The sequence below is a fragment of the Pseudomonas sp. MYb541 genome (genome assembly GCF_037479595.1).
Lineage (GTDB): Bacteria > Pseudomonadota > Gammaproteobacteria > Pseudomonadales > Pseudomonadaceae > Aquipseudomonas > Aquipseudomonas canadensis.
This window is the reverse complement of record NZ_JBBGYS010000013.1, coordinates 58,653-85,029: the sequence shown is the minus strand read 5'-3', so window position 1 is coordinate 85,029 and position 26,377 is coordinate 58,653. Positions and strand designations below refer to the sequence as shown.

The 26,377-nt window shown below is 58.2% G+C and carries 21 protein-coding genes and 2 pseudogenes; 9 read left to right on the top strand and 14 right to left on the bottom strand.

What is annotated here, in order from left to right:
* Positions 1-34 precede the first annotated feature (34 nt).
* Complete coding sequence (yrfG, locus tag WH299_RS10450; RefSeq protein ID WP_126569735.1) at positions 35-697, bottom strand: GMP/IMP nucleotidase; 663 nt, start codon at positions 695-697, stop codon at positions 35-37.
* A gap of 87 nt (positions 698-784) precedes the next feature.
* Here yrfG and nudE point away from each other — a divergent pair, with 87 nt between their 5' ends.
* Positions 785-1,351: an ADP compounds hydrolase NudE gene (gene nudE / locus WH299_RS10445; RefSeq protein WP_016979064.1), complete on the top strand. Its 567-nt coding sequence runs from the start codon at positions 785-787 to the stop codon at positions 1,349-1,351.
* Complete coding sequence (cysQ, locus tag WH299_RS10440) at positions 1,348-2,184, top strand: 3'(2'),5'-bisphosphate nucleotidase CysQ (RefSeq protein ID WP_339550227.1); 837 nt, start codon at positions 1,348-1,350, stop codon at positions 2,182-2,184. The genes nudE and cysQ overlap by 4 nt, the downstream gene beginning before the upstream one ends.
* Positions 2,185-2,310: 126 nt before the next feature.
* Here the strand turns inward: cysQ and WH299_RS10435 are convergent, their stop codons facing one another.
* From WH299_RS10435 to rfbB, 7 genes are read right to left on the bottom strand one after another with little or no spacing between them, the layout of a single operon-like run.
* Entirely contained in the window at positions 2,311-2,766 is a 456-nt protein-coding gene (locus WH299_RS10435; protein ID WP_122730341.1) for a YiiD C-terminal domain-containing protein, read from the bottom strand.
* 26 nt (positions 2,767-2,792) lie between these two features.
* Positions 2,793-4,169 (bottom strand): sigma-54-dependent transcriptional regulator, encoded by a 1,377-nt coding sequence (locus WH299_RS10430; protein ID WP_126569729.1) that lies wholly within the window; start codon positions 4,167-4,169, stop codon positions 2,793-2,795.
* Positions 4,166-5,974, bottom strand: coding sequence for a sensor histidine kinase (locus WH299_RS10425; protein ID WP_033898706.1), 1,809 nt, complete (start codon positions 5,972-5,974; stop codon positions 4,166-4,168). Before WH299_RS10425 ends, WH299_RS10430 begins: the two co-directional genes overlap by 4 nt.
* A 36-nt stretch (positions 5,975-6,010) precedes the next feature.
* Entirely contained in the window at positions 6,011-6,880 is an 870-nt protein-coding gene (gene rfbD / locus WH299_RS10420; protein WP_339550225.1) for a dTDP-4-dehydrorhamnose reductase, read from the bottom strand.
* A complete protein-coding gene (rfbC, locus tag WH299_RS10415; protein ID WP_122730345.1) occupies positions 6,877-7,422 on the bottom strand; it encodes a dTDP-4-dehydrorhamnose 3,5-epimerase in 546 nt (181 codons plus the stop codon). Before rfbC ends, rfbD begins: the two co-directional genes overlap by 4 nt.
* Positions 7,419-8,294: a glucose-1-phosphate thymidylyltransferase RfbA gene (gene rfbA / locus WH299_RS10410; protein ID WP_339550224.1), complete on the bottom strand. Its 876-nt coding sequence runs from the start codon at positions 8,292-8,294 to the stop codon at positions 7,419-7,421. The genes rfbC and rfbA overlap by 4 nt, the downstream gene beginning before the upstream one ends.
* Complete coding sequence (rfbB, locus tag WH299_RS10405; RefSeq protein ID WP_339550222.1) at positions 8,291-9,373, bottom strand: dTDP-glucose 4,6-dehydratase; 1,083 nt, start codon at positions 9,371-9,373, stop codon at positions 8,291-8,293. The genes rfbA and rfbB overlap by 4 nt, the downstream gene beginning before the upstream one ends.
* Positions 9,374-9,524: 151 nt before the next feature.
* On the opposite strand from rfbB, the gene WH299_RS10400 reads away from it, so the two are divergent.
* From WH299_RS10400 to WH299_RS10390, 3 genes are all read left to right on the top strand, one after another.
* On the top strand, positions 9,525-12,425 hold the full coding sequence (locus WH299_RS10400) for an aminotransferase (RefSeq protein ID WP_339550221.1): 2,901 nt from the start codon (positions 9,525-9,527) through the stop codon (positions 12,423-12,425).
* A 122-nt stretch (positions 12,426-12,547) separates the two neighbouring features.
* Positions 12,548-13,654 (top strand): agmatine deiminase, encoded by a 1,107-nt coding sequence (gene aguA / locus WH299_RS10395; RefSeq protein ID WP_339550220.1) that lies wholly within the window; start codon positions 12,548-12,550, stop codon positions 13,652-13,654.
* A gap of 234 nt (positions 13,655-13,888) precedes the next feature.
* Entirely contained in the window at positions 13,889-14,104 is a 216-nt protein-coding gene (locus tag WH299_RS10390; protein WP_123475301.1) for a hypothetical protein, read from the top strand.
* 126 nt (positions 14,105-14,230) lie between these two features.
* Here WH299_RS10390 and WH299_RS10385 read toward each other — a convergent pair whose 3' ends face one another.
* On the bottom strand, positions 14,231-16,318 hold the full coding sequence (locus WH299_RS10385; protein WP_339550217.1) for a TonB-dependent receptor: 2,088 nt from the start codon (positions 16,316-16,318) through the stop codon (positions 14,231-14,233).
* A 412-nt stretch (positions 16,319-16,730) separates the two neighbouring features.
* On the opposite strand from WH299_RS10385, the gene WH299_RS10380 reads away from it, so the two are divergent.
* The 3 genes from WH299_RS10380 to WH299_RS10370 all read left to right on the top strand — a co-directional run bounded on the left by WH299_RS10380 (position 16,731) and on the right by WH299_RS10370 (position 19,177).
* Positions 16,731-18,047 carry an OprD family porin gene (locus WH299_RS10380; RefSeq protein WP_010214034.1) on the top strand — a complete coding sequence of 439 codons (1,317 nt, stop codon included), beginning with the start codon at positions 16,731-16,733 and terminating at the stop codon, positions 18,045-18,047.
* Positions 18,048-18,251: 204 nt separating this feature from the next.
* Positions 18,252-18,455, top strand: a complete 204-nt coding sequence (locus tag WH299_RS10375; protein WP_016979078.1) for a tautomerase family protein — start codon at positions 18,252-18,254, stop codon at positions 18,453-18,455.
* 20 nt (positions 18,456-18,475) lie between these two features.
* On the top strand, positions 18,476-19,177 hold the full coding sequence (locus tag WH299_RS10370; protein WP_339550216.1) for an SDR family NAD(P)-dependent oxidoreductase: 702 nt from the start codon (positions 18,476-18,478) through the stop codon (positions 19,175-19,177).
* A 15-nt stretch (positions 19,178-19,192) separates the two neighbouring features.
* On the opposite strand, the pseudogene WH299_RS10365 reads toward WH299_RS10370, so the two are convergent.
* A pseudogene (locus WH299_RS10365) lies at positions 19,193-19,339 on the bottom strand (helix-turn-helix domain-containing protein); the annotation flags it as partial.
* A gap of 1,078 nt (positions 19,340-20,417) precedes the next feature.
* Here WH299_RS10365 and WH299_RS10360 point away from each other — a divergent pair.
* Positions 20,418-22,463: a nuclease-related domain-containing DEAD/DEAH box helicase gene (locus WH299_RS10360; protein ID WP_339550215.1), complete on the top strand. Its 2,046-nt coding sequence runs from the start codon at positions 20,418-20,420 to the stop codon at positions 22,461-22,463.
* Between the two features lie 195 nt (positions 22,464-22,658).
* On the opposite strand, the gene WH299_RS10355 is transcribed toward WH299_RS10360, so the two are convergent.
* From WH299_RS10355 to WH299_RS10340, 4 genes and pseudogenes are all read right to left on the bottom strand, one after another.
* On the bottom strand, positions 22,659-23,438 hold the full coding sequence (locus WH299_RS10355) for a hypothetical protein (protein ID WP_339484054.1): 780 nt from the start codon (positions 23,436-23,438) through the stop codon (positions 22,659-22,661).
* A gap of 590 nt (positions 23,439-24,028) precedes the next feature.
* Entirely contained in the window at positions 24,029-24,844 is an 816-nt protein-coding gene (locus tag WH299_RS10350) for a hypothetical protein (protein ID WP_339484055.1), read from the bottom strand.
* Between the two features lie 260 nt (positions 24,845-25,104).
* A complete protein-coding gene (locus WH299_RS10345) occupies positions 25,105-25,380 on the bottom strand; it encodes a hypothetical protein (RefSeq protein ID WP_339550214.1) in 276 nt (91 codons plus the stop codon).
* Positions 25,377-26,356: pseudogene (locus WH299_RS10340) on the bottom strand (integrase domain-containing protein). The gene WH299_RS10345 and the pseudogene WH299_RS10340 overlap by 4 nt, the downstream one beginning before the upstream one ends.
* Between the last annotated feature and the right edge of the window lie 21 nt (positions 26,357-26,377).

The following is a 26,377-nucleotide window of genomic DNA, read 5'->3' as shown; positions in this document are numbered from 1 at the left end:
CCGTTATCGGGGGCAAGCCCCCTCCCACATGGGTTTAGAGTCCGGCAATAAGATCTCGATAGTCTTCGACTGCTGCGAACTCCGCCGTGTCCTTTGGCCCCTTCTGGCTGTCCGGTTCCTTCACCGCCAGCAAATGCCCCACGCCAAAGTCCCGGGCGCTACGAAGGATCGGCAGTGTGTCGTCAATAAACAGGCTGCGGGCCGGGTCGAAGTGGATGTCGGCTTGCAGGGCATCCCAGAACTGCGGGTTTTCCTTGGCGAAACCGTAATCATGGGAGCTGATCAATCGTTCGAAATACGGCGCCAGTTCAATGCGTTCCAACTTCAATGACAACGAATCACGATGAGCGTTAGTGATCAGGATCACACGTTTGCCGGCCTGTTTGATCGCCGCCAGAAAGGTGTCAGCGTCCGGGCGCAGGGCGATCAGGTGGGCGGTTTCCAGCTTGAGTTCGCGTACCGGGATCTTCAGTTCCGCACTCCAGAAATCCAGGCAGTACCATTGCAACTGTCCGGCGTTACGCTCGAACAGGGGCTGCAACTCCATCTCCGCCATGGCCCGGCTCACCCCGTGCAGTTCGGCGTAGCGTTGAGGCAAGTGCTCCATCCAGAAGTGGTTGTCGAAATGCAGGTCGAGCAAGGTGCCGTCCATGTCCAGCAGGACAGTGTCGATGGCGTGCCAGGGCAAAGAGGGCATGGGGCGTTCTCATGTAAGTAAAGATATCCGACACAGACAATCGGAAAAGCCACGGTATAGTAACCCGATCACGCCAAGGAGCCGCTCATGCGCCAGAAACCCACCGTCCTCGCCCGCGAAATAGTCGCCAGTAGCCGTTTGTTCCGCGTGGAGGAAGTGCAACTGCGCTTTTCCAATGGCGTTGAACGGACCTACGAGCGTCTGGTGGGCCGCGGTGCCGGTTACGGCGCGGTGATGATCGTGGCGATGATCGACGCGGACCATGCGTTGCTGGTGGAAGAATACTGCGGTGGCACCGACGAATATGAATTGTCCTTGCCCAAGGGCTTGATCGAGCCCGGCGAAGACGTATTGGCCGCCGCCAACCGCGAGCTCAAGGAAGAGGCTGGCTATGGCGCGCGGCAGTTGGAACACCTCACCGAACTGTCGCTGTCGCCTGGCTACATGAGCCAGAAAATCCAGGTGGTATTGGCCACCGATCTCTATGAAGAACGCCTGGAAGGCGATGAACCTGAGCCGATGCGTGTGGACCGGGTCAACCTGCGTGAGCTGTCGATGCTTGCGCAAAACGAGCAATTCAGCGAAGGCCGCGCCCTGGCCGCGCTGTACCTGGTACGAGACCTGTTGACCCAGCGTGGAGCGTTTACCGCATGAGCGAACTGTTTTTAGGCCACCCGTTTATTGCCCCTGTGATTGAACTGGCTCGTCAGGCCGGTGAAGTGATTTTGCCGTTCTGGCGTGCCGACGTGGCCGTGACCTCCAAAGCCGACGATTCGCCCGTGACGGCAGCAGATCTGGCCGCTCATCACCTGATCCTGGCGGGTCTGACCGCGCTGGACCCAAGTATTCCGGTGCTGTCCGAGGAAGACGCCGACATCGACCAGAGCGTGCGCGCTGGCTGGCAGCGCTGGTGGCTGGTGGACCCATTGGACGGCACCAAGGAATTTATCGCCGGCAGCGAAGAATTCACCGTGAACATCGCCCTGATCGAACAGGGCCGCGTGGTGTTCGGCGTAGTGTCGATGCCCACCAGCGGTCGTTGCTATTTCGGTGGCGCCGGCCTGGGCGCCTGGCGTTCGGATGTGAATGAGGCACCCAAGCAGATCCAGGTGCGCCAGGCACCGGCAGCGGGCGAGTCGTTTACGGTAGTGGCCAGCCGTCGGCATTCCAGCCCCGAGCAGGAGCGTCTGTTGGACGGTTTGAGCAAAGGCCTGGGCGCATTGAAGCTGGCGAATATCGGCAGCTCGTTGAAGTTCTGCCTCCTGGCCGAAGGCAGTGCGGATTGCTACCCGCGACTGGCGCCGACGTCACAGTGGGACACCGCCGCCGCCCAGGGCGTGCTGGAAGGGGCGGGAGGCGAGGTGTTGGAGTTGAGCGGTGAACCGTTTAGCTATCCGGCGCGGGCATCGTTGTTGAACCCGTTCTTCCTGGCGTTGCCGGCCAAGGCTGCATGGCGTGAGCGGTTGCTGACCCTGGCTCGCTCTTAAGGCCACAGCAGATCAAACTGTGGGAGCGGGCTTGCTCGCGAAGGCGGAGTGTCAGTCACTGAATGTATCTGACACACCGCCTTCGCGAGCAAGCCCGCTCCCACATTTGGTTTTGTGCAGTGGCGGCTACCGGTGCAGGACGTATTGACCGGTGAAAGCCACTGCTCTTTCCTCACTCCCCTCATTTACAATCCAGGTCTCCAGCGTCAGCCGCGCGCGGCCATAACGCTTGTACGTCGCCACAAACCGCTTCCACACCTTCTCCTCCGGCGCCGCGCAAATAGCGATCGCATCCCGCGTGACCGGTAGCGGATAACTGATCTGCCCTTCCTGAATCACGATATGCCCGTCTTCAATCCCTTCTTCGCGCAACTGCAAGTGCAGCCAGCCCCATCCCGCCAGCACTGCGCCGCAGTACAGGCTGCCGCCGAACATGGTGCTCTTGTGGTTGATGTTGGCCTGCAAGGGCAAATGCAGTTCCAGCCGCCCCTGTTGCCAGTCGAGCACCTTGAGGCCCATTTCCCGGGTGAGGGGGATGTCGTGGTGCAGGATGGATTCCAGGTAACGGCTGTCGCGGCTCATGGGGGCCTCTTGGCGGGTGGGGGCTGTCATTCATCGTCGCTGCTTTGGTTGGCGAAGTTCAGGCCATGCTTGCGCAGCTTGTCGTGCAGGGTCTTGCGCGGTACACCCAGGGCTTCGGCGAGGCTGCGCATGGAGCTGTGGGGACGGGTCAGTTCGGCGGCGATCAGGCTTTTTTCGAACTGCTCGACTTGCTCGCTCAGGCCTCCGGGCGTAGAGGTCAGTACGCCAGTTGATGGATTGTCCGGCGTGTTATCCAGCGCCAGCTCCAGGCCCAGCGCGAAACGTTCTGCCGCATTCTGTAGCTCACGCACATTGCCCGGCCAGCTATGGCGCAACAGCAGTGCGCGCTGGCCCGGTTGCAGTTCGTGCAGCGGCAAACCGTGACGGCTGCTGGCTTCATCGGCGAAGTGCTGGAACAGCATCAACGCATCTTCCCCACGCTCGCGCAGCGGCGGAATACGCAGCGGCGCGACGTTGAGGCGGTAATACAGGTCGGCACGGAAGCGGCCCTGGTCGGCGGACTGGCGCAGGTCTTCCTTGGTGGCGGCGATGATGCGGATATCCAGCGGGATCAGCTGATTGCCGCCCAGGCGTTCCACCACCCGCTCCTGCAACAGGCGCAACAGCTTGACCTGCACATCCAGGCTCATGCTTTCGATTTCATCCAGGAACAAGGTGCCGCCGTTGGCGAATTCGAACTTGCCGATACGGCGTTTCTGCGCGCCGGTGAAGGCGCCGGGCTCGTGGCCGAACAGTTCGCTCTCCACTACCGACTCGGCCAATGCCCCGGCGTTGATCGCTACAAACGGGCCACTGCGACGGCTCGACAAATCATGCAGCGCGCGCGCTACCACCTCTTTGCCGGCACCGGTTTCGCCGAGGATCAGCACATCGGCCTTGGTCGCGGCCAGTGCGCCGATCTGCTCGCGCAGGCGCAGCATTTGCGGCGAGTGGCCGACCAGGCGCGTGCTCAGTTGCTGACGGTCGCTGAGGGCCAGGCGCAGGCTGCGGTTGTCCAGCACCAGGCGGCGCAGGGCCAGGGCGCGGCGCACACTGTCGAGCAGGGCGTCACTGGCGAACGGTTTTTCCAGGAAGTCATAGGCCCCGGCGCGCATGGCCTGTACCGCCAGTGGTACGTCGCCGTGGCCGGTGATCAGCAGCACAGGCAGGTCCGGGTCCTGGCCGTGCAGTTCGGCGAGGAGCTCCAGGCCGTCCATACCGGGCATGCGGATGTCGCTGACCACCACGCCCGGCCAGTCCCGCGACAGGCGCGCAGTGAGGCCAGTGGCTTCACCCAGGGTCAGGACTTTCAGCCCGGCCAGGTCCAGGGTCTGGCACAGGGCCTGACGCAGGTGTGGATCGTCGTCGATCAACACCACCTGAATCTGGTTATCGATACTCATACACTGCGGTCCTCGGACGGTTGCAGACTGACGCCCGGCGCACCGGCACGCAATTTCAAGGTTAACAGCGCGCCGCCTTCCTTGTGGTTGGCGAACAGCAGTTCGCCGCCAAAGGCACGCATCAGGGTGTCACAGATCGCCAGCCCCAACCCCAGGCCCTGAGTGCGGGTCTTGGTGGTGTAGAACGGCTCGCTGGCGCGGCCGAGGGCTTCCATGCAAAAACCCGGGCCGTTGTCGCGAATGTACAGGTTGACGCCCTGTTCGGTGGTTTCGGCACTCAGCCAGAGTTTACGCGGCGGGCCTTTTTCAGTGAGGGCGTCGAGGGCGTTGGCCAGCAGGTTGCCCAGCACCTGGCGCAGGCGGGTTTCACCGGCCTGTACCCACAAGGTCGCTTCGGGCAAATCGCGAATCAGCTCCACCTCCATCGACCGCCGCCGCTTGGCGAGCAACGCCAGTGCATCGTCCAGCGCCGGTTGCAGGGCCACGCTCTCGGGCGCATGGCGGTCGCGGCGGGCAAAGGCGCGCAGGTGGGCTATGATCGAGGCCATGCGACCGGTCAGTTCGCTGATCAGCTTGAGGTTGCCCCGTGCATCGGTGGTGCGCTCATGGTCGAGCAGGATTTCAGCGTTCTCTGCATAGCTGCGAATCGCCGCCAGAGGCTGGTTGAGTTCATGACTGATGCTCGCCGACATGGTGCCCAGTGCCGACAACTTGCCTGCCTGCACCAGGTCATCCTGGGCGCGTACCAACTCCTGCTGGGCGTGTTCACGTTCCAGCACTTCCTGCTTCAGGCGCCGGTTGAGGCCTTCCAGATCACTGGTCCGCTCGACCACACGCGCTTCCAGCTCGCGACGGGCCTTGGCTTCGAACGCAATGCGTTCCAGGTAATGGCGGCGACGTTGCATCATCAGACCGAGCAGCAACATCAACACCAACAGCGTGGCGCCGCCGACTGCAACCACCGTGCGCACGGGGCGGTTGATCAGTGAGCGCGGTGCGAGGATCTCCACGTTCCAACCGGTCTCGGCGATGGCCGTGGATTGGCGCAGCCAGGCGGTGTTGCTCAGGCTCAGCGGCTGCGGGTCGCGAGTCGGGTAGGGCTGGATGGCGATGATGGCCTGGCGCTCTTCAGCGGTCAGTGGCCGGGTGGCGCGGAATCGCCATTGCGGGCGCGAGGTCAGGATCACCACGCCATTGTGGTCGGTGACCAGCAGTTGTTCCGGCGTGTTACCCCACAGGCTTTCGGTGTGGTCCAGGTCGACCTTGACTACCAGCACGCCGATGATCGTATCGCCATCGCGCACGGCGGCGGCGAAGAAGTAACCGCGCTTGGCCGAGGTGGTGCCCAACCCGAAAAACCGCCCCAGGCGCCCGTCCATGGCTTCGCTGAAATAAGGCCGAAACGAGAAGTTGCGCCCGACGAAGCTGTCTTGCTTGTCCCAGTTGGACGCGGCCAGGGTCTTGCCGGTGGTGTCCATCAGGTACATCACCTCCACCCCGGCCTGGGCGGCGACGTCCTTGAGCAGCAGGTTGGCGTTGACCAGGTTGGTGCTCACCCCAGGCGCATCCAGCGCGGTGCGCAAGGCCGGCAAGTCGCCGAGGATCTGCGGCAGCACTTCATAACGGTGCAGGGTCCCGAGCAGGTTGGCCACGTACAGGTCGAGGGTCTGGCGGTTCTGGCCGGCCAGTTCGCTGCGGTAATAACGCTCGGCCAGGTGCTCCAGCGGCCACAGCAGCGGTGCCAGGCACAACGCCAACAAGGCGAGGCTGCGCCAGCGGGGTCTACGTGGGAGGGGTGGAGTCATGGGAGTCGTGCGCCTGTGGGTACAGGCGCATTATGCCTAGTGCTGCTGTGCAAGACACTCGCGCAATGCGTCTTGCCAGTGTGGCTGGCTGACGTGCCATTGCTGCAGCAGGCGGCTGCAGTCCAGGCGCGAGTTCAGCGGACGCTGGGCGGGTGTCGGATAAGCGCTGGAAGGGATGGGCTCCAGTTCGGCGCAGGCTTTGTCCTGTTCGCGCAGGTGCTTGCCAATGGCCTGGGCAAAACCGAACCATGAGGTTTCCCCTCCGGCGGTCAGGTGATAAATGCCCCATTCCCCCGGTTCGCCTGCTTGCCAGCGCTCGATCAACGCACGCGTGCTGTTGGCAATGCTGCCGGCCCACGTTGGCGCGCCGATCTGGTCGGCGACGATGCGCATCTGCGGTTTCTCTTGCAGCAGGCGCTGCATGGTCAGCAGGAAGTTCTTGCCGTGGTTGGAGTAGACCCAACTGGTGCGCAGAATGAGATGCTCGCCACCGACGGCCGTAATCGCCTGCTCGCCCGCCAATTTGCTTTGGCCGTAGACGCCCAGCGGGTTGGGCGTGTCGGTTTCGGTGTAAGGCGCAGGTTTGCTGCCGTCGAACACGTAGTCGGTGGAATAGTGGATCAGCGGGATGCCCAGCGCCTTGGCTTCCTCAGCGAGAATGCCCGGGGCGATGGCGTTAATGGCAAACGCAGCGTCCGGTTCGCTTTCGGCCAGATCGACGGCAGTGTGGGCTGCTGCGTTGATGATCAAGCCTGGGCGATGGGCTCGCACTTGCTGGCGGATCTGGTCTGCGTCAGCCAGGTCAAGCTGGTCGCGTCCCAGGACGATAAGCTCGCCCAGGTCTTGGAGGCGCAGTTGCAGTTCGCGGGAGACTTGGCCATGTTGGCCGGTGATCAAGATCTTCATGGGAACAGGTCGGCTTCCAGCAAGGGTTTACCCGCCTGGTCCTTGGCGGACAACTGTGGCGCCTCGCTCAGCTCCCAGTCGATGGCCAATGTCGGGTCATTCCACAGGATGCAGCGTTCGGCACTGGGCTGGTAGTAGTCCGTGGTTTTGTACAGGAATTCGGCGTGTTCACTCAGTACCACGAATCCATGGGCGAAACCTTCCGGTACCCAGAGTTGGCGGTGGTTCTGGGCCGATAAGCGCACACCTACCCACTGGCCGAAATTCGGCGAGCTTCGGCGGATATCGACGGCTACGTCCAACACTTCACCGGCGGTGACACGCACCAGTTTGCCCTGGGTGTGTTCGAGTTGGTAATGCAGGCCGCGCAGCACGCCTTTTTGCGAGCGCGAGTGATTGTCCTGCACGAAGTGACGCTTGAGACCCGTTGCCTCTTCAAAAGCCCGGGCGTTGAAGCTTTCGTAGAAGAAGCCACGCTCATCACCGAACACTTTAGGTTCGATGATCAGCACGCCGGGCAGTGAGGTTTCAATGACGTTCACTGGTTTTCTCCGGCCAGCGAGTACAGGTATTGACCATAACCGGTCTTGCCGAAGTACTTGGCACGTTCCAGCAGGTGGTCGCGGTCGATCCAGCCGTTTTCATAGGCGATTTCTTCGAGGCAGGCGACTTTCAGGCCTTGGCGGTGCTCGATGGTCTGCACGTACTGCGAGGCTTCCAGCAAGCTGTCATGGGTGCCTGTGTCGAGCCAGGCAAACCCACGGCCAAAACGCTCTACATGCAGGTCACCGCGCTTGAGGTAGGCGTTGTTGACGTCGGTAATCTCAAGCTCCCCTCGAGGCGAAGGCTTGACCGCCTTGGCGATCTTGATCACGTCGTTGTCGTAGAAATACAGGCCGGTCACCGCGTAGCTGGATTTTGGCTTCGCCGGCTTTTCTTCGATGGAGAGGGCACGGCCCGCGCTGTCGAAATCGATCACGCCAAAGCGCTCAGGGTCCTTGACCCAGTAACCGAAAACGGTAGCGCCAGATGGCCGTTTGGCCGCCCCAAGCAGTTGTTCACCGAAATGCTGACCATGGAAGATATTGTCGCCCAGGATCAGGCACACAGGGTCATCGCCAATGAATTCCTCGCCGATGATGAACGCCTGGGCCAGGCCATCCGGGGTGGGCTGCTCGGCGTAGCTGAAACGCACGCCAAACTGGCTGCCATCGCCGAGCAGGTTGCGGTATTGCGGCAGGTCCACGGGTGTGGAAATCACCAGGATTTCCTTGATACCCGCCAGCATCAACACCGAGATCGGGTAGTAGATCATCGGCTTGTCATACACCGGCAACAGTTGTTTGGACACACCCAGGGTAATGGGGTGCAAACGGGTGCCGGAACCGCCGGCCAATACGATTCCCTTCATCATGCGATCAAATCCTTAAAGTCGGTGTTGCCTAAACGTTCGCCCTGATAGCTGCCATCCTGGACCCTACGGCACCATTCCAGGTTATCGAGGTACCACTGCACGGTTTTGCGCAAACCGGTTTCGAAGGTTTCTTCAGGAACCCAGCCTAGCTCACGTTCAATCTTGCTGGCGTCGATCGCATAACGCTGATCGTGGCCGGGGCGGTCTTTGACGAACGTGATCAGGTCGGCGAATTTTTCGACGCCGCTGGGGCGTTGGGGGGCCAACTCTTCCAGCAATTGGCAGATGCCACGCACGACATCGATGTTTTTTTGCTCATTGTGGCCGCCGATATTATAGGTTTCGCCGACGACACCCTCGGTTACCACTTTCAGCAGCGCGCGGGCATGGTCCTCGACGAACAGCCAGTCACGTACTTGTAAGCCATCACCGTAGACCGGCAATGGCTTGCCCGCGAGTGCGTTGAGGATCACCAGGGGGATGAGCTTCTCGGGAAAATGGAACGGCCCATAGTTGTTCGAACAGTTCGTAAGCAGCACCGGCAGGCCATAGGTGCGTTGCCATGCGCGTACCAGGTGGTCGGACGCGGCCTTGCTCGCAGAGTACGGCGAGCTGGGCGCATAGGGCGTGGTTTCGGTGAACAGGTCATCCACACCGTGCAGGTCACCGTACACTTCGTCAGTGGAAATGTGATGAAAACGGAAGCTGCCTTTGGCGGGCTCGGCCAATTTCTGCCAGTAGGCGCGAGCGGTTTCCAGCAGGCTGTAGGTGCCGACGATATTGGTTTGAATGAAATCCGAGGGGCCATCAATCGAGCGGTCCACATGGGACTCTGCCGCCAGGTGCATGATCGCCTGGGGCTCGAAGCGCTCCAGTACGGCGCTGACAGTGGCCTGATCGATGATATCGGCTTGGACAAACTCATAACGGCTGTTGGACGCGATGCTGGTCAGCGACTCCAGATTGCCCGCATAGGTGAGTTTGTCCAGGTTGAGGACTTCGTGCTCAGTGTGTTGAATCAGGTGTCGGATCAGGGCAGAGCCAATAAAACCGGCACCACCGGTGATGAGAATGCGCATGTCGGAGGGCCTTTTCCTTATACGGACATTAAGCGAATGGAGCATAGCTTGAGTTGTGTGGCGAGGTGGTGCAAGCGCGGTATGCGTAGGGGTTGCGTTATCCACCAGAACAATGGCGATATAGACGCCTAAAAAAATCGAGGTCGTCACAATGCCGCTCGCCACTCTGGTCCATCGCGCCAGCCTACCCTGCCCGCAAGTGGGCTCCGATCAGGCGGCTCAACTGCTCAAGCAACATTACGACCTCACTGGCACCTTGCAATCATTGGGCAGCCAGCAAGACCTCAACTACAAAGTCGACAGCCCCCGCGGCCGGTTTGTTCTGAAAATCTGCCGGGGCGACTACGACGCTGTTGAGCTGCACGCCCAGCACGCGGCGCTCAACAGCCTGCAGGCTGTGCGCGTACCCAAGGTCATCAAGTCTTTGACGGGGGAAGAGTTGTTGACCCTGACCCTCGACGGCCAAGCCCTGCACGTGCGGGTACTGGATTACATCGATGGCCAGCCGTTGACCCATCAGCCTCACTTGGGGCGTGGGGTGATCGCAGGGTTTGGTGACCTGTGTGGGCGGATGAGCCAGGCGCTGGCGCGGTTTGAGCATCCGGGCCTTGCGCGCACGCTGCAGTGGGACCCGCGCCATGCCCAGGCATTGATCAAGCATCTGCTGGCGACGCTGGAAAACCTCCCGCATCGCGCGGCACTGGAGCAAGTGGCTGAGCAGGTCGAGGAGCGTATCCGCCCCCTGGCCGATCACTTGCCGTGGCAGGCGGTGCATATGGACATCACCGACGACAACGTGGTGTGGCAGCGCGATGCGCAACGGCACTGGCAGGTTCAGGGCGTGATCGACTTCGGCGACCTGGTGCATACCTGGCGCATTGCCGACCTGTCGGTGACCTGCGCCGCGCTGCTGCACCATGCCGAGGGCGATCCCTTTGCGATCTTGCCGGCGATTCAAGCGTGTCACGCGGTGATGCCGTTGCAGCACGAAGAATTGCGGGCGCTGTGGCCGTTGATCGTCGCCCGTGCGGCGGTGCTGGTATTGAGCAGCGAGCAGCAGCAACGCCTGGATCCGGATAACAGTTACCTGCTGAAAAACGCTGAACATGAGTGGGAAATCTTCCATGTAGCGACGTCAGTGCCGTTTGAATTAATGGAGGCGGCCATTCTGGGGTGCGTCGGGCAGGCGCCCGCACCCATCGCCAGCCAGGGCTTTGCGCCGTTGCTGCCAGGGTTGGTTGGGCGTGAGTTTGCGTTGATCGACCTGGGCGTGCTCAGCCCACATTTCGAGGCCGGTAACTGGGAACAACCCGGCGTCGATCAACGCTTGTTGCAGGAAGCGGCGGCGGTGCATGGCCTGGCGGCGAGTCGTTATGGGCAATACCGTTTGTCGCGTACCCAGCCCGACAGCGCGAATGAGCCAGAGACGTTCCCGTTGCATGTCGAACTGCACGTGCCGTCGGGTACATCGGTTGAAGCGCCGTTTGCGGGTGTTGTGCGACGGGGCGCCAACGGTGAGGTTCAGGTGCACAGCAGCGAGGCAAGCGTTTGGCTATGGGGCGTTAAAGTACAGTTGCAGCCAGGTGCCGCAGTGCTCAAGGGCCAGGTGATCGGTGAGGTCGAAGGCCCACTCACCGTGCAACTATGCCGTGCTGACGTACCCGCACCGTTGTTCTGCACGCCGTCACGGGCACAGGCATGGCAGTCGCTGTGTCCGTCGCCGGCCGCGCTGTTGGGCCTGGCCTGCGACGCCGAACCCGAGTTGGACCCCGAGGCCCTGCTGGCCCGCCGCGACGCCAGTTTCGCCCGTTCGCAAAAGCACTATTACGTTGACCCGCCGCGTATCGAGCGTGGCTGGCGCAACCACTTGATAGACATGCAGGGCCGTTCCTACCTGGACATGCTCAATAACGTCGCTGTGCTGGGCCATGGCCATCCGCGCATGGCGGCGGTGGCCGCGCGGCAGTGGTCGCTGCTCAATACCAACTCGCGCTTCCACTACGCGGCGATTGCCGAATTTTCCGAACGTTTGCTGTCGCTGGCGCCTGAAGGCATGGACCGGGTATTCCTGGTCAACAGCGGCACCGAGGCCAATGACTTGGCGATCCGCCTGGCCTGGGCCTTCAGCGGCGGGCGCGACATGCTCAGCGTGCTGGAGGCCTATCACGGCTGGTCGGTGGCGGCGGATGCGGTGTCTACGTCGATTGCCGACAACCCTCAGGCATTAAGCAGTCGCCCGGACTGGGTACACCCGGTGACCGCGCCCAATACCTATCGCGGCGAGTTCCGTGGGCAGGACAGTGCGCCGGACTACGTACGAAGCGTGGAACACAACTTGGCGAAAATCGCCGCGAGCCAACGCCAACTGGCGGGTTTCATCTGCGAGCCGGTGTATGGGAATGCCGGGGGTATTTCGTTGCCGCCGGGCTATTTGCAGCAGGTGTATGGACTCGTTCGTGCCCAGGGCGGCGTGTGTATCGCCGATGAAGTGCAGGTGGGTTACGGCCGCATGGGGCATTTCTTCTGGGGCTTTGAAGAGCAGGGCGTGGTACCCGACATCATCACCATGGCCAAGGGCATGGGCAATGGCCAGCCGCTGGGCGCGGTGATTACCCGCCGGGAAATCGCCGAAGCGCTGGAGGCCGAGGGTTACTTTTTCTCGTCGTCGGGAGGCAGTCCGGTCAGTTGCCGCATTGGCATGGCCGTGCTGGACGTGATGGAGGAGGAAAAACTGTGGGAAAACGCCCAGGTGGTTGGCGGGCATTTCAAGGCAAGGTTGGAGGAACTGATCGATCGTCATCCGTTAGTGGGGGCTGTTCATGGCTCGGGTTTTTATCTCGGGCTGGAGTTGGTGCGCGACCGCCAGACTCTGGAGCCTGCCACCGAAGAAACTACCTTGCTGTGCGATCGCCTGCGCGAGCTGGGTATTTTCATGCAGCCCACCGGTGACTATCTGAACATCCTCAAGATCAAGCCGCCGATGGTCACCTCCCGGCGTAGCGTGGATTTTTTCGTCGACATGCTGTCGAAGGTGCTCGATGAGCATTTGTAATTTGCCGATTGTTATCGGTTAATTGTTGTAATATTTTCCCGTTATTATCCTGTGTCGCTATTAAAGCCGATTTTTATCCATTATAAAGTCGGCCTTCACCCCCATTCGGAGTCCTGATCGCCATGACCACCCTGCACAGCACCCCCCGCGCCGATGGCTTTCATATGCCTGCCGAATGGGCGCCACAGACCCAGACCTGGATGATCTGGCCGGAGCGCCCGGATAACTGGCGCCTGGGTGGCAAACCCGCGCAAGCCGCTCATGTGGCGGTGGCCAAGGCCATTGCGCGTTTTGAGCCAGTCACCGTGGCGGTTTCCGCTGGCCAGTACGAAAACGCGCGCGCGCGCCTGGATGTGCCGAATATCCGCGTGGTGGAGATGTCCAGCGATGACGCCTGGGTACGCGATACCGGCCCGACCTTCGTGATCAACAACAGCGGCGAAGTGCGCGGCGTGAACTGGGACTTCAACGCCTGGGGTGGTTTTGACGGCGGTCTGTATTCGCCATGGAATCGCGACTCCCAGGTCGGCGGCAAAATTCTCGAAATCGAACGCGCCTCGCGCTATCGCACCGAAGGTTTTGTGCTGGAAGGCGGCTCGATCCATGTCGACGGCGAAGGCACCCTGATCACCACCGAGGAATGCCTGCTCAACCGCAATCGCAACCCGCACCTCGACCGTGCCGAGATCGAAGCGGTGCTGAGCGCCAACCTGGCTGTGGATAAGATCATCTGGTTGCCGGACGGCCTGTTCAACGACGAAACCGACGGCCATGTGGATAACTTCTGCTGCTACGTGCGCCCAGGCGAAGTGCTGCTGGCCTGGACCGACGACCCGCAAGACCCGAACTATGCGCGCTGCCACGTTGCCATGGAGGTGCTGCAAAGCAGCACCGACGCCCAGGGTCGCTCGTTCACAGTGCATAAAATGCCGATCCCAGGCCCGCTGTATGCGACCGAAGAAGAATGCGCCGGCGTTGACCCGGTTGACGGTACCCAGGAACGCAATCCGACCGTGCGGTTGGCGGGTTCCTACGTCAACTTCCTGATCGTCAACGGTGGCATCATCGCGCCAAGCTTCGACGACCCGCTGGATAGCCAGGCCAAATCCATCCTGCAGGAGCTGTTCCCGCAGCATGAAGTGGTGATGGTGCCGGGCCGCGAACTGTTACTGGGCGGCGGCAACATCCACTGCCTGACCCAACAACAGCCGGCCCCGCACAAAAATTGAGTGCAGTTGTAACAGCGCTATGAGGATGAACCGGCGTTGATCGGTTCAGTCCTCCACAACAAGCCCGCGACCCAGACAGGTCGCGGGCTTTTTTGTGTCCAAACGCCTATGGGCACGAGACATTGGCATAGCTCTTGTATCGCCGTTGTCACAGTGGCCCAAGGCGATGACTGCGCAGTTCTGTCATAAACCTTGAGTAAGTTAGCCGCTCACGCAGTAGGAGAGAGCGCTGAAATGAATGCCGATATCAACCTGATGTACACGCGCACGTTTCACCCTTCGCGGGTCAACGGCGACGCGATCCATGCGCTGGCGCTCTGGTTGAAGGAAAACGGCTCGCGACAGATCAGGCAACAGCCTGACTTGCGCTGCGTGATAAGTGAACGTTACCCGGCGGGATTGTTCAGTGAGGATGAAGTGCATGTGCTGTGCGACGTGTTGAAGAACTGAAGAATACTGAGATCAAAAGTGTGGGAGCGGGCTTGCTCGCGAATACGGTACATCAGACACACATGTGTCGACTGGCACACCGTATTCGCGAGCAAGCCCGCTCCCACATTTGAATACTGTGCAGTTCTAGAAGCTGTAGGTACCTGTCACCACCAGACTACGCGGTTCTCCCGGCTGAATCTGCGCCACACTGGTCGCCGACGCGTAGTAGGTTTTATCCGCGATGTTGTTCAGCGCCGCCCTCACGTCCCATTCCTTCTGACGAAACCCGGCCAACGCATCCCAACGACCATAACCCGGCAATACGACGGTGTTGAGGCTGTCGGCGTAACGGTCGCCCACCAGCGTCAGGCCGGTTTCTGCGTACCAGCCCATCTCTGGCTTCCAGGTGATGAACACACTGGCATTGCGCTTGGCTACATCGCTGACGCGTTTGCCTTCGAAGCCGTTGTTGTCCTTCTCGACCTTGGCATCCTGCAGGCCGACACCGCCGCGCACATACCAATTGCCGACGATCTTGCCGGTGGCGGTCAGCTCCACGCCACGTGAGCGCTGCAAGCCGCTGAGCAGGGTGATGGTACGGTCCAGCGGGTCACTGGTGCGACGGTTGTAGAGTTCCAGCTCGTACACCGCCAGGGTGGTGCTCAGGCGGTCGTCGAGCCAGTCGCTCTTGACCCCGATTTCTTTCTGTTTGGTCAGCTCTGGGCTCAGGTCGTTGACGCTGCCGGCAGCGTTGGGGGTGATACCGATCAAGCCACCGCCCGCAGGCGAAAATGTCTTGCTCCACGATGCGTAGAACGAGTGATGTTCCAGCGGCGTCCAGACCAGGCCAAAGCGCGGGCTGGTGCTGTGGCTTTTGACGTCCTGTTGGGTGTTGAGCAATTTGTTCTTGGTGTCGACTTCAAAGCGGTCGTACCGCAGGCCGGCCAGGACTTGCCATTGATCATTCAGGCGCAGTTGATCCTGCACATAAAGGGCACGGCTTTCGACTTCGGTGTGGTTGTTACTCGACACGCTCATACGGCCAGTGTGGCTGAGGTTACGGTTGGGTTGGTTGAGGTCCAGGCTCGGTACGGCCTGACCGCCTTTACTGATGGCAGTGGCGGTGTACAGCTTGGGATCGCGGCGCTGGCTGCCCAGTTCGAGGCCGGTAAGCAGGCGGTGCTCCAGGCCGTAGGTGCTGAAGCCACCTTCCAGCTCGACGTTGTTGAAGATGTTGAGGGTGTTCAGGTCTTGCTGCCAGCGTTGGCGTGTGACGCTTTTGTTCGCCGGCACGTAGGCGGTTTGGTAGGTATTGTCGAAATCACTGTCGAGCTTGAACACACCGAGTGTCTGGCGCAGTTGCCAGTTGTCATTGAGCTCATAGGCCAGCTTGGAGCGCAGCGACTGGGATTTGTCGTCGATGTAGTCGCGGTTATCAAAATAGGTGGTGCTGCGGCTCACATCGGCTGGTCGGCCGTTAACCCCCGGAATGCCACGGTCCGGCGTGCGGTTGTAGCGGCTGTATTCGTATTGCACCAGCCAGTTAAGGTCCGGCGTGAGCTGCCAACTCATGGACGGTGCGAAGAGCTGGCGATTGCCGCTGACGCCGTCGCGAAAGCTGTTGTTGTCCTGGTTGCCCATGTTCAGGCGCAGGCTGATGTTATCGGTGGGGTCGGTGCTGAGGTCGGCATACAAGCTACGCAGATCGTTGCTGCCGCCCTGCGCCTCGATACTCGATTTATGCCCGGCCACAGGCAGTTTGCTCACGCGGTTGACGATCCCTCCCTGACCGCCTCGCCCGTAAAGTACGGCTGCCGGCCCCTTGAGCACTTCGATGCGCTCGATGTTGTGCAAGTCGCGCACATATTGGCTGTCGTCGCGAATGCCATCCAGATAGAAGTCATTGCTCGCGTCGAAACCGCGGATGCGCAAGCTGTCGAAGCGGGTGTCGGCGCCGCTGCTGACGTTAGGGATGCCGCTCAATGCCTGGCCCAGGTCGTTGGTGCCGTAGGAGCGCAGGCTTTCGGTTTTCACGGAGTCGATCGCCTGGGGCACATACCGCACAGGTGTGGCGGTGCGGGTGGCGGTGCTGGTTTCCTTGATGCGCGGGTCGTCTTCGTCAGCTTCGGCGCTGATCGACGTTTCGGGCAAGGTCGTGGCCGCACAGGCAAAACCGGCAGACAGCAGAACGGAAAGCCCAAGGGTGATGGGCGTTAGGCGAGGGGCAGGCATGAAGGAATGTATCCGAATTGTTAGGGAGGAAAACTGCACGTTAATGGTAATGCTTTGCATTTGCGCGCGTTATCCATTGCCAAACGTATCGGCTTTGAAATGTGTTACGAGATGTGTTTTTTGCCGTTTTGCGTGCGGTTTTTTGTCGCTTACAGGACTGCTGTAGGCGCTTCCTTAGAATTATTTCGCCTAAATACAGACGATTCGCGAAATTGACACATAGTTCCGGGCGCGACTAGGATTGCGCCCAACGCCTGTGGCTAACCGCCATGACTCATCCAATAAAAAAGGCCCGCGGCCTGTTAAGTCGTCCGCGGGCCTTCTTTTTTCCGGAATCAGTCGACACCAGAAAAAGCGACACGGAGCCTGGTGTCACAGCGCGTACTCAACCAGGAATAAGGAATACAAGAAAATGTTGAAGCAACGGATGAGTCTGATCGCTCTGGGGATTTTGAGCGCATCGACAGCAATGGCAAACGACCAGGATCAGTCCAAGGGTTTTATCGAAGACAGCCACCTGAACATTGCCGCACGTAACGCCTACATCAGCCGTGACTACAAGAATGGCAAGCAAGACAAAGCCGAGTGGGGCCAAGGCTTCATCGGCAAGCTCGAGTCCGGTTTCACCCAAGGCACCGTCGGTGTGGGTGTGGACGTGATCGGCCAATACGCTATTCGACTGGACGGCGGTAAAGGCCGTGCCGGCGCTGGCGGTATCGACTTCTTCAAACAGGGCAATGGCACCACCAACCCTGATGGCTCGAACAACCCTGGCTCGGCACCACACGACCTGGCCAAGGGCGGCGCTGCCGTGAAGTTCCGCGTTTCCAACACCGTGCTCAAGTACGGTGATCAGTTCCCGGCCGTGCCTGTGCTGCAGTACGACAACTCCCGTCTGTTGTCGGAAACCTACACCGGTACCTCGATCGTTTCCAAAGAGATCGCCGGTCTGCAACTGGACGCGGGTCACTTCACCAAAGAAGCCCGCAAGAGCATGGAAGGCACCGACAGCGGTCGCCTGAAAAGCATCGACTACATCGGTGGTAGCTACAAATTCACCGAGAGCCTTTCGGCCGCGCTGTACGCCTCCGACATGCAGGACGTGCTGAAGAAGCAATACGTCAACGTCAACTACGTGCTGGCCCTGCCAGAGAAGCAGTCGCTGACCTTTGACTTCAACGGCTACAAAACCAAGCTGGACCGCAGCTTCGCCCTGGAAAACCAGAAAGACGCTGACGCCCGTGACAACAAGATCTGGAGCCTGGGCGCTACGTGGGCCGTCGGCCCGCACAGCTTCACCGTCGCTCACCAGCGCAGCACCGGCGACACCGGTTACCTCTACGGCGGCTACCGCAACGCTGGCGGCATCGGCGACGGTGGTAACACCATCTTGCTGGCCAACTCCTACTGGTCCGACTTCAACGGCAAGGACGAGCGTTCGTGGCAGCTTGGCTACGGCATCGACTTCGCCACCTTCGGCGTACCAGGCCTGACCTACAACGTTGCCTACGTTCGCGGTACCAACATCGACGACGGTACCAACCGCGGCGACGGCACCGAGCGTGAAATCTGGAACCAGTTCAAGTACGTGGTCCAGAGCGGTCCAGCCAAAGACTTGAGCCTGCGTGCTCGCGCCTCCTGGCTGCGTGTCTCCAACAACGCTGACCAGTACAACGTAGGCGGTAACGAAATCCGTCTGTTCGCCGACTACCCGATCAACGTTTTCTAATTGATCCAACGTCGCGCCTGATTTCGGGCGATAAAAAACCCCGACTGGTTCGGGGTTTTTTTATGCCTGGCATTCCAGCGCTGTCTTGTTACACCGCAGTACGAATGAAGTACCCGGCCCCGCCTTTATCCCCTTCCGGCGCAAGCCTAAATTGGCCCCACTGCCCGCCCATCACCCCGATGGCCGGCCACTGGAGTCATTGCCATGCCCTTTGTCAGCCTGCGCATCACCCGTGACGGCGTTACCCCGGAGCAAAAAGCCCAGGTCATCGCCGAGTTCACCGAAACCCTCGAACGCGTCCTGCACAAACGCCCGGACCTGACCCACATCGTCATCGAAGAAGTCGATACCGATAACTGGGGCTACGCCGGCATCACCACCACCGAATACCGCAAATCCCAAGCCTGAATCCCTACCGGAGAACTCTCATGAAAAAAGTCGTCATCATCACCGGCGCGTCGCAAGGTATCGGCGCCGCCGTGGTCCAGGCCTACCGCGCTTTGGATTACCGGGTCGTCGCCACTTCGCGCTCGATCCAACCGTCCACCGACCCGGACATCCTTACCGTCGCCGGCGACATCGCTGACCCGGCCACCGCCCAGCGCGTCATCCGCGAAACCCTGGCCACCTTCGGGCGCATCGACAGCCTGATCAACAACGCCGGTATTTTTATCGCCAAGCCCTTCACGGCCTACACCCAGGAGGACTACGCCAATGTGCTCGCGGTGAACCTCAACGGCTTCTTCTACATCACCCAACTCGCCATTGCCGAGATGGAAAAGAACAACGCTGGCCATATCGTCAACGTCACCACCAGCCTGGCGGACCACGCCATCGACGGCGTGCCATCGGTACTCGCCAACCTCACCAAAGGTGGGCTGAATTCAGCGACCAAGTCCCTGGCGATCGAGTACGCCAAGCGTGGCATCCGGGTGAACGCGGTGAGCCCAGGGATTATCAAGACGCCGATGCACAGCGAAGAAACCCACGGGGCGCTCGGGCAATTGCATCCGGTCGGGCATATGGGGGAGGTGAGTGACATCGCCCAGGCGATCGTCTATCTGGAGCGCGCTGGGTTTGTCACCGGCGAGATTCTGCATGTCGACGGTGGGCAAAGCGCGGGTCATTGATAAACACGTCCCGGCCTACCCCGGCCGGGCGTTGTCCTCCCGTGGCGAGCGACCAAAAAAGGCTTTGTAGGCGCGGCTGAACGCCGCCTCGGACTCATAGCCAATCGCAAAGCCAATTTCGCCGATACGAGCGTCCTGTCTGGACAGCATGGTTTTCGCTAGGACACCTCAAAAACACCCAAGCCCTCACGTGTTTGCCACGGCTTGGGTGTTTCTGGATGAGGGGGCGGTGAAGGTGACTCGTACAGCACAAGGGTTTTTAGGTGCGTGATGTCGAGGCGTCCCTAAAATGAAATTGGACGAATCTTGGACTGAAGGGGGGTTAGTGGTTTCAGAAAGAGTGATGTTCCAAACCCCAGAAACCACAAAGCCCCGCATTGCGGGGCTTCGAGATATGGTGCGGCACCAGACGAACGGTATGTCTCGGCGAGGCCAGGTTTTCCGGGCGTCTGGATTTCGCTGGAAAATTCGGCGTACCCCAACTAGTAACTATAAATAAATCAGCTAGTTATGGCGTTATGTGGAATCGAATTCGGGAATTTTTAGATGTCAGCACATTGTCGGTCTGTAAGTAATTCAGAGCCGCATACGAATGGTAAACCTCCTGAATTCGAACGTTGTCGATCATCCCTTCCGTAGAGAATAGGCAGGAATCCGCCAAAAGCTGCCGTGGCGACAGGCAGCAGACGGCCATACGGACTCTCACGAATAGACGTGCTTAACTCACAGCGGTAGTCAGGTGCTCACCTTCGGGAGGCCGCGGCGGCCGTCCTTCTTCGGCGGTTGCGGCGCAGTGCGCGCACTAGGCGCTGGCACTTCAGTCTTTCGGATCGGACGTCTTGCCCGACCATGTGCTGTGCTCTCTGTTCACCCAACAATGTGTTCAAGCGGAAACCACTTCGCGGCTCCCAGCAATGAGCCAGGAAACACAATCACCGTATCGTCGCGGTGCTCCCCGAATCGAATGGCCGCCTGGCAGTAGAGGCCGTTATTTGTGCACAGCAAAGGAGTTGCTTTCACACAATGCGCACGGCACAAACAACTTTCCGAACCAAAGCCGACACGCAGTGCACTCCGCCGGTTATGCTCGGCGTTGGCATCATTTCCTTTGTTCGGTCGGGCAATCTCAATTGGCTCATATCGTTCGCTTCGCTCACTCGGAACGTCCGTAAGCTGCGCTTCCGGTCACCCTCAGCCAAACGTTAGGGCTACTCGAAAACCTTGGCGATTCAGGTCTCTTATGGCGATACTCATACCGAATTTGGAAACTGCGAAAGCGGCGAAGCAAAAGCCAACCGAAGGGGAAGTGTTTCTTCTGGAGTTCTTGGCAACAAATTTAGACGATCAGGTTGAAGTCTATTTTCAGCCCTGCTTCAACGGGGATCGGCCAGACATAGTGCTCATGTCCCCGAAAGCGGGGGTGATCATCATAGAGGTTAAGGACTGGAACCTAGATCTCTACAGCATCGACACCGACAATAAATGGTCCGTCAGCACCGCTTCGCGGTCACAGCAAGTTAAATCTCCTTTCGCTCAGGTCTACGCCTACAAGAAAAATTTTTTTGACATTCACATCAATGGGCTACTAGAAAAGAGCTTGAAGAATAAAAGCTTCTTCAAAATGATCAAGACCTACGTGTACTTTCATTACGGTAGCAAGGAAGCAATACAGCGACTATATCAACCTAACCTTGATCGACTGTACGACCAGTCGCGTGAAAATGAGAACGGATTCAAGTCAAAGAAACGAGACTTTGATGCATACGAGAAAACTCGAGGATGGATCGAGCGAGGCAAACATAGATTTGAACGGGACATGTCCTTGTCTCTTCACAAAGATCGCCTCCCAAAAATCAGCTTTCCCATAACAGCGAAGGAAAGCACCTTCGATGAATCCGTGTACGCCGAATTCAAGCGGCTGCTGAACCCACCCTATCATTATGCTTCGGAAGGCAAGCCGGTCAACTACTCCGACAAGCAAAGCAAGCTGATCCAGAGTGCAGCTAAGGCACGAACAAAAGTTTGTGGACTTGCAGGTTCGGGAAAAACCGTCGTGCTCGCCGGCAGAGCCGTCAATGCTCATAAGCGCCACGGTGGCAGCGTCCTGGTATTGACCTTCAATATTACTCTGGGCAGCTACATCCACGACAAGATCAGTGCCATTAGAGAAGATTTTTCCTGGTCTTATTTTGATATCGCCAATTACCATAGATTTATAACCAAATCGCTCAACAACTCTGGAATTGAGATCGAGATCCTAAAAGACCTTCAGTACGAAGGAAAAAATCCTGCAATTGCAAAGCGAATTGCTATAGAACGTGACCGTTATCTTGAAGCGAAATATTATAGTAACCCGAAGGTTTTCGAAGGTGTGGAAATCGAGGCCAAGTACGACACTATCTTGATTGATGAAATCCAAGACTACAAACCAGAGTGGATAAAAATCATTCGGTCCTACTTCCTTGAGAATGATGGAGAAATGGTTCTTTTCGGCGACGAGAAGCAGAATATCTACAAGCGTGCACTGGACGAAGAGCGGCGTTCGAGAGTCGTTGAAGGTTTTGGGAAATGGGTTAAATTGACTAAAAGCTATCGCTATACGACTGAGTCTCCCATTATCTCTTTAGTGGAATCGTTCCAGAAGAGCTTTCTTTTTCAAAACTACGAACTAGATACCGATGAATCTTTCCAGTTGAGTCTCACCAGCGTGGGAGTTCAAGCCTTCGGTATTTTTGTAAAAGAAAGTCTTGGGCAACTGGCTGGGGCGATCATTGAGATAGCAAAAGACAACAAGATTCACCCGAACGATATCTCTATAATTTCCTCCCAAGAGACCGTTCTTAGAAATCTTGATTACGTCCTAAGGACTTCAGAATCCCATAAGGAAAGGACTCTGTGCTCTTTCCCTTCGCGCGAAGTATCCGAGCATCCTAAATACTCTCAAAGCTACGATAAGATTGGCGGGGCCAAGAAGATCGGGTTCAACCTCAATAGCGGCGTGATGAAGCTCAGTTCCACACATAGCTTCAAGGGGTTTGAGTCTCCGCTAATTTTTTTACTGATCAATAACAATGATAGCCCGGAAATGGTATTCACTGGACTCACCCGTGCGAAAGAGAACTTGATGGTTTTTTTGGAAGGAGACAGCCCTTATTTGGATTTCTTCAAAAAACACCTCAACAAGCTTGAAATCAAGAAAACCATCAGCCCCATTCCTCCAAGCACAATAAACTCAGACCCGATTACGAATGATATATATGCGACTCGGGTTGAACCAATTTTGTAGCCTACAAGCCCTATCGTTCAAGCCGACGCCGTTTCTCGGTGCAACTCAATTCAGGCGTTAGTGTCCGCTTTGGGTCGATTTCCGTCAGTTGTGACAGGCAGAGATCGGCCAAAATTGGTCACTCGAAATTAGAGAGGATCGGCAAAGAATAGGCGCGCGCAACCCTGCGACTTGGTGGCAGCGTCAATTGCCCAGTTACGCTTCATCGCCGATATAGTAGGTGTAAGCATCCAACAATTCTGGACAGTGTGTTCGCAAAAATGTGGAAACTCCGACCTGCTCTTTTCCTTTGGCAGAGGAGATGCGCCGCACTCGATCAAGATCGTCGGACAGGCCTAGTGCAGATAGCCACATGGCTATCTCCTCCGCACTCTTCGGCTCAGGGACAGCGTCATCAAGCTTCTTCACGCAACGGATGGCCATAGCGGTTAGCGATGACACATCCTTCAAGGTCGGTGTATCTTTCTCGAAGTCTTCAAGCGTTCGCGTCGGATCAAGGTTTTTGAAGTTCTCGCCAATCTTATCCGCAGCGTTAACGAACAGCATCCGCTGAGCATCCGTGAGGCGTGCATTCGACTTTCGGTGAATAATCCGGTTTCGCCAATGCCCGACCAGAAGCGCGCCTACGAGGATGAAGTCTTCTTCTAGGCCCAGAAGTCGCCAAACGGCCATCAAGCGATCCGATTTGCTCTTTGATTCCCAATCTGCGGGCCTGTTCACGCCTGGGAAAGTTGTGAGGCGATCCAAATAGCCATTCAGCTCTTCGGAGAGAAACACCAATGTGGAACGAAGTGCAAAAGCCCGCGCCTGCCGACCCGAAGTCCGAGGGCTGTGCGGTGACCATGTGATGTCCATCGTTGCGGGCTTTACTGCCATACCCGTTTCGACTGCGCTTAGGCCCACCACAATCGAGTTCAAGTGATGAACGATATGACCGGTGGCATTTAGGAACGGTTGCAGGGCGGGTGTTGGCATAATTTTTTGTGTAGCTAGGATTTGAACCCAGTCTCCGGCTTTGAGCGAACTTTCTTTAATCGGCCGGCGTTTCGACCACTAACTCCCACACGGCAATAGTGTACCAACGCGATCTAACGGGATGCAAATTACGAAGTCATAGACTGTATCTGGCGTTTGTGATCGAAATCGAAGGACGCAATGAACCGTATCTGCTTTCGTAGACGCCCTGATCGGCTGCTTTGGGTCCAGGCTGAGTGAAAACGCATGCCCCGTTTTGAAGTCTGCGTTGCTACGTAAAATCTGGCAGCGTTTGGCTGGTCAGCCAGACCTAAAATTTGCGTAGGAATGCGATTTCCGTTGCGGTTCTGAGTGTCAAACTCACTCCAAAACGTTTTCACACAGCCTGGGTCGGAAGCGACCACCGATTGAATCCACAACCCAAAGCAGTCGTTGATTCATTCGCACTGAACGGAAGCTAAACTGGCTAGATCTCGGAGCGGAAAGCTACATAGAAGTCCGCCAAAGCTTGACGAGCATGGCGCGTCTTAATGTAACCAAGGAGGCCGCTCAGCCGCCAAACTTTCGGGTAGCTGAGTCTCTTGGTCGACCTATTGAAACGAGCGCTTCCCTGAAGCGTACTGCCTGAGAAGATCAATGCATTCAAGGTAATCTAGGTACGCAGTAACGACTTTCGATGCGGAAGCGTTAATTCGATCCAGCTCATGCTGTGGGGTAAGGCTAAACACTGTTTGCGCTCCAATAATGGTGCGGTGGTAACCATCGTTGTACCAATTGGTCGAGTCGCTCACCTCACTGTGAATCATGCTAAGGGAGCCAATAGCTCGTTGCTGAATGGACGAAGTGGTTTGGTCAAGGGAGTGAAACTTGTTAGTAGGTCGCCAGTTCCATCCAGAACATTGCGAAACCAGGCCTCCAATCGCGACTATCACCTCATTTTTGATCTGCATTTTGGTTTCTATGCCGCGATGAATGGTGATGGAGATTCGGTTCGTTTCTTTGAGGAAGGCCTCGAGTTTAGAGCAAACCTCCTCATAGCCGATGTTTGCGCGCATGTGGCGTCCGGTGAGGGCTTCGCGGGCTCTATCTTCAGCCTGCTTTTGCCAACCGCGGATTGTTTCAACTGGATAACTTTCGGGGTCTCTGTCGATCAATGTCGCATGGTGAGCACATAGCCAAGCTCCGTTCTCATACGCCTTTCGCTGTTCAGGCGTCATTTCCGTATTAAAACGAGGGCCTTTAGGGGATGCGGCGGAGGCATGAGCTGCATGCCCGACGTTGATCGATTTCTCCCCTAACTCCGTTGGGCCGTGTGTGGCGCGGGGACATCCTGGATAAACACAGTGTAGGTGGGCGTTTCTCGCCAAGTCACTTTTGGTCAGGTCGCTGAAGTTGTCTCTGGCCATCGATGTGAGTCCTTTTCAAGAGAGATTGCATTGCGCCACCCATGATGTTTTGTCGGCCAATGCAAAACAAGACTGTGTAACCCTGCGAGGACGAGACGGCCGAATGCGAGGTAAGCACTGGAGCGCCTGCCGGCAACCATAACGCCAGGAAGCACGGCATTTACTCGGTCACGAAGGCAGAAGCAGTTAGAAATGTGTGGCCACCTAGCTTTGCAGGAGCACGTCAGAACGTTCGCTACTGGCCGTTTTCTGATCTTCGTTTAGCGGTTGAACTGCCAGGGTTTTCCTAAGCGATGAGTGAGTAATTGCATGGTCAGCAAATAGTAATAGCGCGTCGATTCAGTGTGCTGGTTTAGGTTGTGATTCAAAAACCACGCAAGGTGCTTTCTCTGCCAAGTCCATGGATTGTCGCGTTGCCAGCGCTCAGCGATCGCTGTTTGGATAGCCTTCGCCTGACGCAGGTGGCGTTGGCGGGTGGTGTGCGATCCGGTCAGGACGCCCGTCAGGAACAGCTCCATATCGAATGGCTTGCTCATGCTGGGCCACCGATGTACGCCGATACCACGTCGATACGGCCGTGTCCGAGCTCATAGCTGATTTGTAAGCGTGCCTCTCGATCAAGGCGTGGATTGAGGCGCCTGCACCTGCCACCGTTGATGGGCGCGAGATGATGGGTGATTTGCTCATAGCGTTCGCACGCATAGCTGCCCGCAATTCGTGGAAGCCTTTGAGATTGTGCGTATGGAGGATATCTCGGGCGGGGCGGACGATCCCCTGCAAGAAATCGAGGTAGCTTTCGTTCGGTGCCAGCAGGTTGCGGCCACCATTGGGCGAAACCTGTTCGGCAAACCTCAGAGCTTCACGAATATGATCATCTACCGTAATCCAACGAGGCGCGGAGGCACCTGAGCGGCCCCCTTTGGCGCCGTCCTGGATGTTGATCTTGCCGAATTGCTTGGCTTCACGTTTTAGACGGGGAAGGTCGGCCAAAATCGCCTCGCGCAAGCGCATACCGGTGGCTCGCGCTAACTGAGCGATGGCCGCGGCGCGCGGCTGCTGGTTTTCGCAAAGCACCTCTACGATCCGCTTCACCTGTTCGCGGTCTTGGCCTTGCGGCACTGAACGACGAACAGTGGTGCGGCGCATTCCCAGCGCCTTACTCGGGCTCGGCACTTTCACAAACTGATCACCGCGAAGCGCGGCCATGGTCCGATTCACACTGGACAACCGGTTTTGCGCAGTGGCGACGGCCAGCTCACCTTGTTCAACTTGTTGGCGCAGATGTCCGGCGTAGTCCAGCAAGGTCTGCCGATCAATCTGCCGCGCATCGTTAAACCCCGGCCCTTCCTCCGACCGACACCAGCGTACAAACGCCTGCCAGCGATCACTGTGCGCCTTGACCGTGCCGTAATGCCCGCCGCCAAATAGGTCGCGCAACGCCTGCGGTCCGGCATAACTCAGCTGCCGGCCATAGCCAAAATTGCGCCCATCACGTCTACCTACTAGCGCCATGATCAAACTCCTCTCGAAGCC

Coding starts and splice junctions, on each gene's coding strand:
- yrfG (WP_126569735.1), bottom strand. CDS start 697: ATGCCCTCTTTGCCCTGGCACGCCATCGACACTGTCCTGCTGGACATG.
- nudE (WP_016979064.1), top strand. CDS start 785: ATGCGCCAGAAACCCACCGTCCTCGCCCGCGAAATAGTCGCCAGTAGC.
- cysQ (WP_339550227.1), top strand. CDS start 1,348: ATGAGCGAACTGTTTTTAGGCCACCCGTTTATTGCCCCTGTGATTGAA.
- WH299_RS10435 (WP_122730341.1), bottom strand. CDS start 2,766: ATGAGCCGCGACAGCCGTTACCTGGAATCCATCCTGCACCACGACATC.
- WH299_RS10430 (WP_126569729.1), bottom strand. CDS start 4,169: ATGAGTATCGATAACCAGATTCAGGTGGTGTTGATCGACGACGATCCA.
- WH299_RS10425 (WP_033898706.1), bottom strand. CDS start 5,974: ATGACTCCACCCCTCCCACGTAGACCCCGCTGGCGCAGCCTCGCCTTG.
- rfbD (WP_339550225.1), bottom strand. CDS start 6,880: ATGAAGATCTTGATCACCGGCCAACATGGCCAAGTCTCCCGCGAACTG.
- rfbA (WP_339550224.1), bottom strand. CDS start 8,294: ATGATGAAGGGAATCGTATTGGCCGGCGGTTCCGGCACCCGTTTGCAC.
- rfbB (WP_339550222.1), bottom strand. CDS start 9,373: ATGCGCATTCTCATCACCGGTGGTGCCGGTTTTATTGGCTCTGCCCTG.
- WH299_RS10400 (WP_339550221.1), top strand. CDS start 9,525: ATGCCGCTCGCCACTCTGGTCCATCGCGCCAGCCTACCCTGCCCGCAA.
- aguA (WP_339550220.1), top strand. CDS start 12,548: ATGACCACCCTGCACAGCACCCCCCGCGCCGATGGCTTTCATATGCCT.
- WH299_RS10390 (WP_123475301.1), top strand. CDS start 13,889: ATGAATGCCGATATCAACCTGATGTACACGCGCACGTTTCACCCTTCG.
- WH299_RS10385 (WP_339550217.1), bottom strand. CDS start 16,318: ATGCCTGCCCCTCGCCTAACGCCCATCACCCTTGGGCTTTCCGTTCTG.
- WH299_RS10380 (WP_010214034.1), top strand. CDS start 16,731: ATGTTGAAGCAACGGATGAGTCTGATCGCTCTGGGGATTTTGAGCGCA.
- WH299_RS10375 (WP_016979078.1), top strand. CDS start 18,252: ATGCCCTTTGTCAGCCTGCGCATCACCCGTGACGGCGTTACCCCGGAG.
- WH299_RS10370 (WP_339550216.1), top strand. CDS start 18,476: ATGAAAAAAGTCGTCATCATCACCGGCGCGTCGCAAGGTATCGGCGCC.
- WH299_RS10360 (WP_339550215.1), top strand. CDS start 20,418: ATGGCGATACTCATACCGAATTTGGAAACTGCGAAAGCGGCGAAGCAA.
- WH299_RS10355 (WP_339484054.1), bottom strand. CDS start 23,438: ATGCCAACACCCGCCCTGCAACCGTTCCTAAATGCCACCGGTCATATC.
- WH299_RS10350 (WP_339484055.1), bottom strand. CDS start 24,844: ATGGCCAGAGACAACTTCAGCGACCTGACCAAAAGTGACTTGGCGAGA.
- WH299_RS10345 (WP_339550214.1), bottom strand. CDS start 25,380: ATGAGCAAGCCATTCGATATGGAGCTGTTCCTGACGGGCGTCCTGACC.